We start from the raw sequence: 12,627 nt of genomic DNA, 5'->3' as shown, positions 1-12,627 counted from the left end.
GGGCAAACCCGTGTCACGTGACATTCGGGATTACGTCCAATCGGTCATAAAAGACCGTTCCGAATTCGATCAAACGCGATCGCGAATCGTCATGTATCTTCTCGTCCGAGTTGTAATCTGTGCCGTAGCTCACAGGAGCGCGGGGAGATGCATGACTGCCATGCACCACTGACATCATCCCTCCGCGCCCGCTGCCGTCCGTAGTGCGTCGTCCAGCTCGCAGGAGGGGTAGTGCTGAAGTGAATATCGAGGTACCGACCCTGGTTCTCGGCGCGGTCGCCGCCGCGTTCGGGGTGTTCTCCATTTTCCTGGCGGCCCTGATCGGCCCCAAACGCTACAACCGGGCCAAGCTCGAGGCCTACGAATGCGGTATCGAGCCGACCCCGCACGCGGTCGGGGGTGGTCCGGGAAACACTGCGGGCCAACGCTTTCCGGTGAAGTACTACCTCACCGCCATGCTGTTCATCATCTTCGACATCGAGATCGTCTTCCTCTACCCGTGGGCCGTGCACTTCGACGCACTCGGAGTGTTCGGGCTGGCCGCCATGGCGTTGTTCATCTTCAACGTCTCGGTCGCCTACGCCTACGAGTGGCGGCGCGGCGGTCTCAGCTGGGATTGAGCGGCGCACAGGGGATTTCCATTCACACACCCCGTGCGAGGCGGGGTGTCCCGATCCGGGAGAAGTAGTCCGACATGGGTCTCGAGGAGAAACTGCCCAGCGGGTTCCTGCTGAGCACGGTGGAAGATTTGGCCGGCTATCTGCGCAAGAGTTCGCTCTGGCCGGCGACGTTCGGCTTGGCGTGCTGCGCGATCGAGATGATGGCCACCGGCGGCGGGCGATTCGATATCGCCCGCTTCGGCATGGAGGCGTTCCGCGCCTCGCCGCGCCAGGCCGATCTGATGATCGTGGCGGGCCGGGTGAGCCAGAAGATGGCCCCGGTGCTGCGCCAGGTCTACGACCAGATGACCGAACCGAAATGGGTGCTGGCCATGGGTGTCTGCGCATCCTCGGGCGGCATGTTCAACAACTACGCCATCGTGCAGGGCGTCGACCACATCGTCCCGGTCGACATCTATCTGCCCGGCTGCCCGCCGCGGCCGGAGATGTTGTTGAACGCGATCCTGAAGCTGCACGAGAAGATTCAGGAGATGCCGCTCGGCGTCAATCGCGAAGAGGCCGTGCGCGCGGCCGAAGCCGCCGCGCTCGCCAGCACCCCGACCATTCAGCTGAAGGGGCTGCTGCGATGAGCTTCGATGCACCTGTCGGCACGGAGAGCCCCCCGGAGGCGGCCGTGGAACCCACTGAGAAGACGACGGACACAACGGAATCCGCTGCCGCCGAGTCACCGGCCGCCGAGTCCACACCGCCCGCCGACGATGTGATCGGCGTGCGGCAGGGCATGTTCGGCGTCTCCGGCACCGGCGACACCTCCGGTTACGGCCGCCTGGTCCAGACCGTCTCCATGCCCGGCGGCACCCCCGCCCCCTACGGCCCGGTCTTCGACGAGGTCATCGCGCATCTGCGCCTGGCGCTGGCCAAGACCTTCGACGAGGCGGTGGAGAAGATCGTCGTGTTCCGCGGCGAACTCACCCTGCACATCCGTCGCGAGCACCTGGTGCTGGTCGCGAAGACATTGCGCGACAACGAAGCCCTGCGCTTCGAGTTGTGCCTGGGCGCCAGCGGCGCGCACTATCCGGAGGACACCGGGCGCGAGCTGCACGCGCTCTACCACCTGAATTCGATCACCCACAACCGCCGCCTGCGGCTGGAAGTCTCGGTGCCGGACGGCGATCCGCACCTGCCCTCGCTGTACTCGGTCTACCCGACGGTGGACTGGCACGAGCGGGAGACCTATGACTTCTTCGGCATCCTCTTCGACGGTCACCCGTCGCTGACCCGGATCGCCATGCCCGACGACTGGCGTGGCCACCCGCAGCGCAAGGACTATCCGCTCGGCGGAATCCCGGTCGAATACAAGGGCGCGCGCATCCCGCCGCCCGACGAGCGGAGGACTTACTCCTAATGAACGACATCGACACCAAGTCCCGTCGTGACCCCCGGGAACGGCCCGAACGCTCGGTCACCGTGGTGGGAAACGACTGGGACGAGATCTCCGCGACCCTGGACGGCATCGCCGAGGAACGCATCGTCGTGAACATGGGCCCGCAGCACCCCTCCACGCACGGGGTGCTGCGCCTCATTCTCGAGATCGAGGGTGAGACCGTCACCGAGGCGCGCTGCGGCATCGGCTATCTGCACACCGGCATCGAGAAGAATCTCGAGTACCGCAGCTGGGTGCAGGGCACCACCTTCGTCACCCGCATGGATTACCTGTCGCCGTTCTTCAACGAGACGGCGTACTGCCTGGGGGTGGAGAAGCTACTCGACATCACCGATCAGATCCCCGAGCGCGTCAACGTCATTCGCGTGATGCTCATGGAGCTGAACCGCATCTCCTCGCATCTGGTGGCGCTGGCCACCGGCGGCATGGAGCTGGGCGCGCTGACCCCGATGCTGTTCGGTTTCCGCGAACGCGAACTCATCCTCGACGTGTTCGAGACCATCACCGGTCTGCGCATGAACCATGCCTACATCCGCCCGGGCGGCTTGGCCCAGGATCTCCCGGACGACGGCGTGCAGAAGGTCCGCGAGCTGCTGGACCTGCTGCCGAGCCGCCTGCGGGACATGGAGATGCTGCTCAACGAGAACCCCATCTGGAAGGCCCGCACCCGCAATGTCGGCTACCTGGATCTGACGGGCTGCATGGCGCTCGGCATCACCGGTCCGATGCTGCGTTCCACGGGTCTGCCGCACGATCTACGCAAGTCCCAGCCGTACTGCGGCTACGAGAACTACGAGTTCGAGGTGCAGACCGACACCGGCTGCGACTGCTACGGCCGCTACGTGATTCGCGTCAACGAGATGAAGGAATCGGTCAAGATCGTCGAGCAGTGCCTCGACAAGCTGCGGCCGGGCCCGGTCATGGTGGAGGACAAGAAGATTGCCTGGCCCGCCGACCTGGAGCTCGGGCCGGACGGTCTGGGCAACTCCCCCAAGTACATCGGCAAGATCATGGGCTCCTCCATGGAATCGCTCATCCACCACTTCAAGCTGGTGACCGAGGGTCTGCGGGTCCCGCCGGGCCAGGTGTACGTGGCGGTGGAGTCCCCGCGCGGTGAGTTGGGCGTGCACATGATCAGCGACGGCGGCACCCGCCCGTACCGGGTCCACTACCGCGACCCCTCGTTCACGAACCTGCAAGCGGTGGCGGCGATGTGCGAGGGCGGCTTGGTCGCCGACGTGATCGCCTCCGTCGCCTCCATCGACCCGGTGATGGGAGGTGTCGACCGATGACAGAGATTCTGTTGAACCTGACCGCGCGGCCGATTCCGTTCCCGCCGGAGGCACACGACCGGTTGCAGGTGGAGGCTCGCGAGATCATCGCCCGGTACCCGCACCCACGTTCGGCTCTGCTTCCCATGCTGCACTTGATGCAATCGGTGGAGGGGTACGTGTCGGGCACCGGCATCGAATTCTGCGCCGAGCAGCTGGGATTGACCGATGCCGAGGTCACCGCGGTGGCGACCTTCTATTCCATGTACCGGCGTACGAACACCGGCGACTATCACGTCGGTGTCTGCACGAACACGCTGTGCGCGGTCATGGGCGGCGATCAGATCCTCGCCGATCTGAAGCAGCACCTGGGTATCAAGAACGGTGAGACGACCGCCGACGGCATGGTCACCCTCGAGCACATCGAGTGCAACGCCGCCTGCGACTACGCGCCGGTTGTCATGGTGAACTGGGAGTTCTTCGACAATCAGACCCCGGAATCGGCCAAGGCGCTGGTGGATTCGCTGCGCGGTGAGCAGCCGCCGACGGGTTCGCGCAGCGGCATCCCGCCGTGCACCTTCCGCGAGACCGCCCGCATTCTCGCCGGCTACCCGGACCAGCGGCCGGGCGCCACCGACGGCGTGGCCGGGCCCGCCTCGCTGGCCGGTCTGCGTGCCGCCGAACAGGATTCGACCGACGGAGGCTCACGGTGACGACTGCTTTGACACCCGTCTTCACCAAGCACTGGGCGGATCCGGACAGCTGGACCCTGGAGTCCTATCGCCGCCAGGGCGGCTACCGCGCCCTGCCCAAGGCGCTGCGCATGCAGCCGGACGAGGTCATCGCCACCATCAAGGACTCCGGCCTGCGCGGCCGCGGCGGCGCGGGCTTCCCGACCGGCATGAAGTGGGGTTTCATCCCGCAGGGCCCCGGCCCCGACGGCGTCACCAAGCCGCACTACCTGGTGGTCAATGCCGACGAGTCGGAACCCGGCACCTGCAAGGACATTCCGCTCATGCTGGCCACGCCGCACACCCTCATCGAGGGCGTGATCATCGCGGCCTACGCCATTCGCGCCTCGCACGCGTTCATCTACGTGCGCGGCGAGGTGGTGTCGGTGCTGCGGCGATTGCAGGCCGCGGTGCGGCAGGCCTACGAGGCCGGCTATCTCGGCCGCGATATCCAGGGCTCGGGTTTCGACCTGGAGATCGTGGTGCACGCCGGGGCGGGCGCCTACATCTGCGGTGAGGAGACCGCGCTGCTGGATTCGCTCGAGGGCCGCCGCGGCCAGCCGCGTCTGCGTCCCCCGTTCCCGGCCGTGGCGGGCCTCTACGCCTGCCCGACCGTGGTCAACAATGTGGAATCCATTGCGTCCGTGCCCCTCATCCTCGCCAATGGCGTGGAGTGGTTCCGGTCGTTCGGCACCGAGAAGTCACCGGGGTTCACCCTCTACTCGCTCTCCGGTCACGTGACGCGACCGGGCCAGTACGAAGCGGCCCTCGGAATCACGTTGCGCGAGTTGCTGACCTACGCCGGAGGCATCCGCGAGGGGCACACCCTGAAGTTCTGGACCCCCGGCGGTTCGTCGACCCCGCTGTTCACCGCCGAGCACATCGACGTCCCCCTCGACTACGAGGGCGTGTCGGCCGCGGGCTCCATGCTCGGCACCAAGGCGCTGCAGATCTTCGACGACACCACCTGCGTGGTGCGGGCGGTGCTGCGCTGGACCGAGTTCTACGCCCACGAATCCTGCGGCAAGTGCACCCCCTGCCGCGAAGGCACCTACTGGCTGGTCCAGCTGTTGCAACGCCTGGAGAACGGCCAGGGCCACCAGACCGACCTGGACAAGCTGGCCGATATCGCCGACAACATCAACGGCAAGTCCTTCTGCGCTCTCGGTGACGGCGCGGCCAGCCCGATCTTCTCCTCCCTGAAGTACTTCCGCGACGAGTACGCCGAGCACATCCGCCTCGGCGCCTGCCCGTTCGACCCGGCCCGCACCACGGCCTGGGCCACCCAAGGAGCACGATGACCTCGACAGTGAGCTCCACAACCGGTGGCGGGGTGACCCCCACCGACATGGTGACCGTGACCATCGACGGCACCCCGGTTTCGGTGCCCGCCGGAACCCTGGTGATCCGGGCCGCCGAACTCATCGGCGTCCAGATCCCCCGCTTCTGCGACCATCCGCTGCTCGACCCGGTCGGCGCCTGCCGGCAGTGCCTGGTGGAGGTCGAGGGGCAGCGCAAGCCCGTCGCCTCCTGCACCCAGACCGTGGCCGAGGGCATGGTGATCAGCACCCAGGTCTCCTCCCCCGTCGCCGCCAAGGCGCAGGAGGGCGTAATGGAGCTGCTGCTCATCAATCACCCCCTCGACTGCCCGGTGTGCGACAAGGGCGGCGAATGCCCGCTGCAGAACCAGGCCATGTCGGCGGGGCGTGCCGAATCCCGTTTCGAGGGTGAGAAGCGCACCTACCCCAAGCCGATTCCGCTGTCCTCGGCGATCCTGCTGGACCGGGAGCGCTGCGTGCTGTGCGCCCGCTGTACCCGGTTCTCGCAGCAGGTGGCCGGTGACCCGTTCATCGAACTGATGGAACGCGGTGCGCTGCAACAGGTCGGCACGGCCGCCGGGGAGCCGCTGGACTCCTACTTCTCCGGCAACACCGTGCAGATCTGCCCGGTCGGCGCGCTCACCGGCAGCACCTACCGCTTCCGCGCCCGCCCCTTCGACCTGGTGTCGAGTCCGGCGGTCTGTGAGCACTGCGCGAGCGGTTGCGCCCAGCGCACCGATCACCGGCGCGGCAAGGTAATGCGACGCCTGGCCGGTGACGATCCGCAGGTCAACGAGGAATGGAACTGCGACAAGGGCCGTTTCGCGTTCACCTACCTCACCGAGTCCGACCGGCTCACCACGCCGCTGGTGCGTAGCTGGGATGGCAGCCTTCAGCCCGCGTCGTGGTCGGAGGCCATCGGTGCGGCCGCCCGTGGCCTGGCCTCGGCTCGCGGCAAGGCGGGCGTACTGGTCGGCGGCCGGGTGACCTTGGAGGACGCCTACGCGTACTCCAAGTTCGCGCGAGTCACGTTGAACACCAACGACATCGACTTCCGGGCACGCGAGCACTCCGCCGAGGAGGCCGACTTCCTGGCCGCGCGGGTGGCCGGGCAGGGCATCACCGTCGACTACGCCGCCCTCGAACGCGCGCCGTTCGTGCTGCTGGTGGGATTCGAGGCGGAAGAGGAATCGCCGATCGTGTACCTGCGGCTACGCAAGGCCGCACGCCGCAACGGCACGCCGATCTACTCGCTCGCCCCGTATGTGACCCGCGGCCTGCAGAAGCTGTCCGGCACCCTGCTGCCGACCGCACCGGGCGCGGAACCGCATGTGCTGGAAGCGATCCGGACCGGTGAAACCGATGAGCTGACCGCCGGATACGCCCGGCTGCGCGAGGTCGCGGACCTGCTGCGCGAGCCCGGTGCGCTCATCCTCGCCGGTGAACGCCTCGGTGGCATTCCGGGCGGCCTGTCCGCGGTGGCGCGGCTGGCCGACGACACCGGCGCGATGCTGGCCTGGATCCCCCGCCGCGCCGGGGAGCGCGGCGCGCTCGAGGCCGGGGCACTGCCGGTGCTGCTGCCCGGCGGGCGACCGGTCGCCGATCCCGCCGCGCGCAAACAGGTTCGCGACGCCTGGAACGTGGACGAACTGCCGGGCACGCCCGGCCGTGACACCGCCGGCATCCTGGCCGCAGCACCCAGTTTGGGCGCACTGCTCATCGGCGGCGTCGAGGTCGGCGACATGCTCGATGCGCACGCCGCCCTGCAGGCCATCGACGCGGCGGGCTTCGTGGTGTCGATGGAGTTGCGTCGCAGCGACATCAGTCAGCGCGCCGACGTCGTGTTCCCGGTCGCCTCGGCCATGGAGAAGGCGGGCACCTTCCTCACCTGGGAGGGCCGCCACCGCCAATTCGAGGCCGCCCTGCGGGATTCCACCGTCCGCCGCGAGGCCGCGCCGATGCCCGAATACCGGGTCCTCGACGCCATCGCCAAGGAGATGGGGGTGCGGCTGGGCCTGCGCGACGCCGCCGCCGCCCGCGCGGAACTGGCCGACCTCGGAGTCTGGGACGGCACGTCGGCCCCGACACCGGTGCACCGACCGCATCCACCGGCCCAACCCCATTCGGGCACAGCGGTGCTCGCGTCCTGGCGCATGCTCATCGACCGCGGTCGTCTCCAGGACGGCGAACCCAACCTGGCGGGCACCGCCCGCACCCCCGTGGTGCGGCTGTCCGCCCGGACCGCCGCCGAGATCGGCGCGACCACCGGTGATCCGGTGACCGCCGCGACCGACCACGGCCACATCACCCTGCCCCTGGTCATCACCGAGATGCCCGACGGCGTGGTGTGGCTGCCCATGAATTCCCCCGGCTCCGACGTGCTGGTGCAGCTCGGCACCACACCCGGCCACCTCGTGCGTATCCGACGGGAGGACCACCGTGAGTGACCTGAGTATGTTCGGCCACGATCCGTGGTGGCTGGTACTGGTGAAATCCATCGGGATCTTCGTGTTCCTGCTGCTCATCCCGATGCTGGCGGTGTACGCGGAACGCAAGATCGTGGCGTTCATGCAGATGCGCGTCGGACCCAACCGGGTCGGGCCGCGCGGCTCGCTGCAGTCCATCGCCGACGGCGTGAAGATGCTCCTCAAGGAGGACATCATCCCGGCCATCGTGGACAAGCCGATCTTCATTCTCGCGCCGGTGATCTCGCTGATCCCCGCCGTGATGGCGTTCGCGGTGATCCCGTTCGGTCCGCAGGTCAGCATCTTCGGGCACCGGACCATGCTGCAGCTGACCGATATGCCGGTGGGCGTGCTCTACATCCTGGCCATGGCCTCGGTCGGCGTGTACGGCATCGTGCTCGCGGGCTGGGCGTCCGGGTCCACCTATCCGCTGCTGGGCGGGCTGCGCTCCACCGCGCAGGTCATCTCCTACGAGATCGCCATGGCGCTGTGCTTCGCCGCGGTGTTCCTGCTCTCGGGCACCATGGCCACCTCGGGAATCGTCAAGGCGCAGGAGGGAACCTGGTACGTCTTCCTGCTGCTGCCGTCGTTCCTGATCTACGCGGTGTCCATGGTCGGCGAGACCAACCGCGCGCCCTTCGACCTCCCCGAGGCCGAGGGCGAGCTGGTCGGCGGCTTCCACACCGAGTACTCCTCGCTCAAGTTCGCCATGTTCATGATGGCCGAGTACATCAATATGGCGACCGTGTCCGCGCTGGCCACCACGCTGTTCTTCGGCGGCTGGCACGCGCCGTTCCCGATCAGCCTGTGGGCGGGCGCGAACAGCGGCTGGTGGCCCATGCTGTGGTTCACCGCCAAGGTGTGGACGTTCCTGTTCGTGTTCATCTGGCTGCGCGGCACGCTCCCCCGCCTGCGCTACGACCAGTTCATGAACCTGGGCTGGAAGCTGCTGATCCCGGTGTCACTGGCCTGGGTCATGTTCGTCGCGACCCTGAAGGTGCTGCAGAACAACGGCACCCACATCCAGACCGCGGGCATGGTGATCGGCGGGCTGGTCGTCGCGGCCGTGCTGCTGGCGCTGGTGATCCGGGCCGGGCACGCCGGCTACGACCGTTCCAAAGCCTCGCCGGACCCGGATTCGACACGGGCGTACTCGGACTTCCCGGTGCCGCCGATGCCCGCGACGCCGATGGCGTCCACGCCGAAGCCGGATCTGCTGGCCCCGCTGGGCGGATTCGTCGTCACCGCCTCGACGATGTTCAAGAAGCCCAACACCGAGCTCTACCCCGAGGTCAAGACCCCGACCGCGCCGCGCTATCACGGCCGGCACCAGCTCAACCGGCATCCGGACGGGCTGGAGAAGTGCATCGGCTGCGAGCTGTGCGCCTGGGCGTGTCCCGCCGACGCCATCTACGTCGAGGGCGCCGACAACACCGAGGACGAACGCTTTTCTCCCGGTGAGCGTTACGGCCGCGTCTACCAGATCAACTACCTGCGCTGCATCGGGTGTGGTCTGTGCATCGAGGCCTGCCCGACCCGGGCGCTCACCATGACCAACGAGTACGAGATGGCCGACGACAACCGCGCCGGGCTGATCTACGAGAAGCAGGATCTGCTCGCCCCGATGCAGCCGGGCATGGTCGCCCCGCCGCACGCCATGTACCCCGGCGCGGACGAGGGCTCCTATTACCGCGGCGAAGTTCCCGGCGCGGCAAGCGAACTCGCCGGAGCGGAAGGGAACAACCAATCATGATCACCGACCGGATCGCCCAGCCCGCCCAGCAGATCGTCACCCAGACCTCCACCGGCGAGGCCGTCCAGTTCTGGATCCTCGCCGTGGTGGCGGTGCTCGGCGCGCTCGGCATGGTCTGCGCGCGCAAGGCCGTGCACTCGGCACTCTGCCTGGCCGCCACCATGATCACGCTGTCGGCGTTCTACATCGCGCAGAGCGCGCTGTTCCTGGGCATCGTGCAGATCGTCGTCTACACCGGCGCGGTCATGATGCTGTTCCTGTTCGTGCTCATGCTCGTCGGCGTGGATTCCGCGGAGTCGCTGCGGGAGACGCTGCGCGGGCAGCGGCTCGCGGTCGTGGTGGTGGGCATCGGTTTCGGCATGCTGCTCATCGGCGGCATCGCCCGCGGCATGGCCGACAAGAGCGTCGCCGAGACCGGTCCCGGCCTGGGCGGCAACTACAGCGTCGGGGCGCTGGCCGAACTCATTTTCGTGCGCTACGTGTGGGCGTTCGAGCTCACCGGCGCGCTGCTCATCACCGCGACCATCGGCGCCATGGTGCTCGCGCACCGCGAACGGTTCGGGCCGCCCACCGATCAGCGCACCCTGTCCAAGGAACGCTTCCGCGCGGGCACCCGGGTGACGCCGCTGCCCACGCCCGGCGTGTACGCCCGCCACAATGCCGTCGACGCGCCCGCGCGGCTGCCGGACGGCTCCTTCGAGGAGCTCTCGGTCAGCACCATCCTGCGGCACCGCCGCAATCGCGCCCACACCGAAGCGGTCGTGCTGACCGTCGGCGACGGCAGCGACGTTCCCGGCGACGACACTCACGAGGAAGGCCAGCGGTGAATCCGGACAACTATCTGTACCTCTCGGCCCTGCTGTTCACCATCGGCGCCGCCGGAGTCCTGGTGCGGCGCAACGCCATCGTGGTGTTCATGTGCATCGAGCTCATGCTCAACGCCGTGAACCTGGCCTTCGTCACCTTCGCGCGCACGCACGGCAATCTCGACGGTCAGGTCTTCGCGTTCTTCACCATGGTGGTGGCCGCCGCCGAGGTCGTGGTCGGCCTGGCCATCATCATGAGCATCTTCCGTGCCCGCCGCTCGACCTCGGTCGACGACGCGAACCTGCTGCGGTACTGACATGGATACCGCACAGATGCTGCTGTGGCTGATGCCCGCGCTCCCGCTCGCGGGAGCCGTCTTCCTGCTGCTGATCGGCCGGATCAGCGACACGTGGGGCCATATTCCGGGCACCGCGCTGGCGCTGGCCTCGTTCGTGGTCGCGGCGTGGGCGTTCTCCGACATGCTGGACCGGCCGAATTCCGAACGGGCCGTGCACTACACGCTGTTCGAGTGGGTGCCGGTGGCCGGGCTGAAGGTCGACTTCGCGCTGCAACTCGACCAGCTGTCGATGTGTTTCGCGCTGCTGATCACCGGCGTCGGATCGCTGATCCACATCTACTCGATCGGGTACATGAACGGCGACGAGGGACGGCGGCGATTCTTCGCCTACCTCAACCTGTTCCTGGCCGCCATGCTGGTGCTGGTCCTCGCGAGCAACTACCTGGTGCTGTACCTCGGCTGGGAAGGCGTCGGCCTGGCGTCCTACCTGCTGATCGGATTCTGGTACCACAAGCCCTCCGCCGCGACGGCGGCCAAGAAGGCGTTCGTGGTCAACCGGGTCGGCGACATGGGGCTGGCCATCGCGCTCATGGTCATGTTCGCGACCTTCGGGAGCATCGACTTCCAGACCGTGTTCGGGTCGGCGAGCCACGCCGGCACCGGAACCCTCACCGCCATCGGGCTTCTGCTGTTGCTCGGGGCCTGCGGCAAGTCCGCGCAGGTGCCGCTGCAGTCCTGGCTCGGGGACGCCATGGAGGGCCCGACTCCGGTGTCGGCGCTCATCCACGCCGCCACCATGGTCACCGCGGGTGTGTATCTGATCGCCCGCTCGAACCCGATCTTCGATCTCGCGCCGGGCGCGCAGGCGGCCGTGATGGCCGTCGGCGCGGTCACTCTGGTGTTCGGCGCGATCATCGGTTGCGCCAAGGACGACATCAAGAAGGCGCTCGCCGCCTCGACCATGAGTCAGATCGGCTACATGGTGCTGGCGGCCGGACTCGGCCCGGTCGGGTACGCGGCCGCGATCATGCACCTGCTGACCCACGGCTTCTTCAAGGCCGGACTGTTCCTCGGCGCGGGCTCGGTCATGCACGCCATGAACGACGAAACCGATATGCGCCGCTACGGCGGACTGCGCAAGCTGCTGCCCGTCACCTACGTCACCTTCGGGCTCGGATACCTTGCGATCCTGGGTGTTCCGCCGTTCGCGGGATTCTGGTCCAAGGACCGGATCATCGAGGCGGCGTTCGCGTACGGGGGCGTCGGCGGCATCGTCACCGGTCTGGCCGCGCTGTGCGGCGCGGGCATCACCGCGTTCTACATGACCCGCGTCATGATCTTCACCTTCTTCGGTGAGCGCCGCTGGAACGAAGGCACGCATCCGCACGAGGCGCCCGCCTCGATGACCGGGCCGATGATCCTGCTCGCCTTCGGATCCGTCTTCTCCGGCATGATCTTCGCCTACGGGTCCTCGCTCACCAACTGGCTGGCCCCCGTGGTCGGCGAACACCACGGCGAACCGGTGATTCCCGCCTGGGCCATCACCTTCTTCGCGCTCGCGGTGGTCGCGGCCGGTGTCTGGGTGGCCTACGACCAGTACGCGAAGTCCCCGATCGCCGAGACCGCGCCGGCCGGCAACCCGCTCGTCGAGGCCGCGCGCCGCGACCTGTACGGCGACGCCGCCAACGAGGCCGCGTTCATGCGTCCCGGCCAACACCTGACCCGGTCGCTGGTGTTCGTCGACAACCGCGGCATCGACGGCCTGGTCAACTCCACGGCCGCGGTGATCGGCGGGCTGTCGGCCCGGATCCGGCGCGTGCAAACCGGATTCGTGCGCTCCTACGCCCTGTCCATGTTCACCGGCGCGGCCCTCGTGGTCGCCGCCCTGCTGGCGGTGAGGTTCCTGTGAATGAGCTTGC

The 12,627-nt window shown here is 67.7% G+C and carries 11 protein-coding genes; all 11 read left to right on the top strand.

Annotated features, from left to right (window positions below):
* The first annotated feature begins 239 nt into the window (after positions 1–239).
* Positions 240–620: an NADH-quinone oxidoreductase subunit A gene (locus ACWEOI_RS34875; RefSeq protein WP_433665697.1), complete on the top strand. Its 381-nt coding sequence runs from the start codon at positions 240–242 to the stop codon at positions 618–620.
* Between the two features lie 74 nt (positions 621–694).
* A complete protein-coding gene (locus ACWEOI_RS34870) occupies positions 695–1,249 on the top strand; it encodes a NuoB/complex I 20 kDa subunit family protein (RefSeq protein WP_040808330.1) in 555 nt (184 codons plus the stop codon).
* On the top strand, positions 1,246–2,025 hold the full coding sequence (locus tag ACWEOI_RS34865; protein ID WP_433665694.1) for an NADH-quinone oxidoreductase subunit C: 780 nt from the start codon (positions 1,246–1,248) through the stop codon (positions 2,023–2,025). Before ACWEOI_RS34870 ends, ACWEOI_RS34865 begins: the two co-directional genes overlap by 4 nt.
* The gene (nuoD, locus tag ACWEOI_RS34860; RefSeq protein ID WP_452362332.1) at positions 2,025–3,356 is read left to right on the top strand and encodes an NADH dehydrogenase (quinone) subunit D; all 1,332 of its coding nucleotides are present in this window, start codon (positions 2,025–2,027) and stop codon (positions 3,354–3,356) included. Before ACWEOI_RS34865 ends, nuoD begins: the two co-directional genes overlap by 1 nt.
* Entirely contained in the window at positions 3,353–4,048 is a 696-nt protein-coding gene (nuoE, locus tag ACWEOI_RS34855) for an NADH-quinone oxidoreductase subunit NuoE (protein ID WP_433665692.1), read from the top strand. The genes nuoD and nuoE overlap by 4 nt, the downstream gene beginning before the upstream one ends.
* Positions 4,045–5,367, top strand: coding sequence for an NADH-quinone oxidoreductase subunit NuoF (gene nuoF / locus ACWEOI_RS34850; RefSeq protein WP_433665691.1), 1,323 nt, complete (start codon positions 4,045–4,047; stop codon positions 5,365–5,367). The genes nuoE and nuoF overlap by 4 nt, the downstream gene beginning before the upstream one ends.
* Entirely contained in the window at positions 5,364–7,832 is a 2,469-nt protein-coding gene (locus ACWEOI_RS34845) for an NADH-quinone oxidoreductase subunit G (protein WP_452362331.1), read from the top strand. The genes nuoF and ACWEOI_RS34845 overlap by 4 nt, the downstream gene beginning before the upstream one ends.
* A 7-nt stretch (positions 7,833–7,839) precedes the next feature.
* Entirely contained in the window at positions 7,840–9,603 is a 1,764-nt protein-coding gene (nuoH, locus tag ACWEOI_RS34840; RefSeq protein WP_433673353.1) for an NADH-quinone oxidoreductase subunit NuoH, read from the top strand.
* Positions 9,600–10,430: an NADH-quinone oxidoreductase subunit J gene (locus tag ACWEOI_RS34835; protein WP_433665689.1), complete on the top strand. Its 831-nt coding sequence runs from the start codon at positions 9,600–9,602 to the stop codon at positions 10,428–10,430. The genes nuoH and ACWEOI_RS34835 overlap by 4 nt, the downstream gene beginning before the upstream one ends.
* Positions 10,427–10,726, top strand: a complete 300-nt coding sequence (nuoK, locus tag ACWEOI_RS34830; RefSeq protein WP_357010729.1) for an NADH-quinone oxidoreductase subunit NuoK — start codon at positions 10,427–10,429, stop codon at positions 10,724–10,726. Before ACWEOI_RS34835 ends, nuoK begins: the two co-directional genes overlap by 4 nt.
* A gap of 19 nt (positions 10,727–10,745) precedes the next feature.
* Positions 10,746–12,617 carry an NADH-quinone oxidoreductase subunit L gene (gene nuoL / locus ACWEOI_RS34825; RefSeq protein WP_452362345.1) on the top strand — a complete coding sequence of 624 codons (1,872 nt, stop codon included), beginning with the start codon at positions 10,746–10,748 and terminating at the stop codon, positions 12,615–12,617.
* Positions 12,618–12,627 lie beyond the last annotated feature (10 nt).

This window comes from Nocardia sp. NPDC004340, assembly GCF_053602575.1.
Note: the sequence above shows the minus strand (reverse complement) of the source record. Positions and strands in the feature narration are given on the sequence as shown.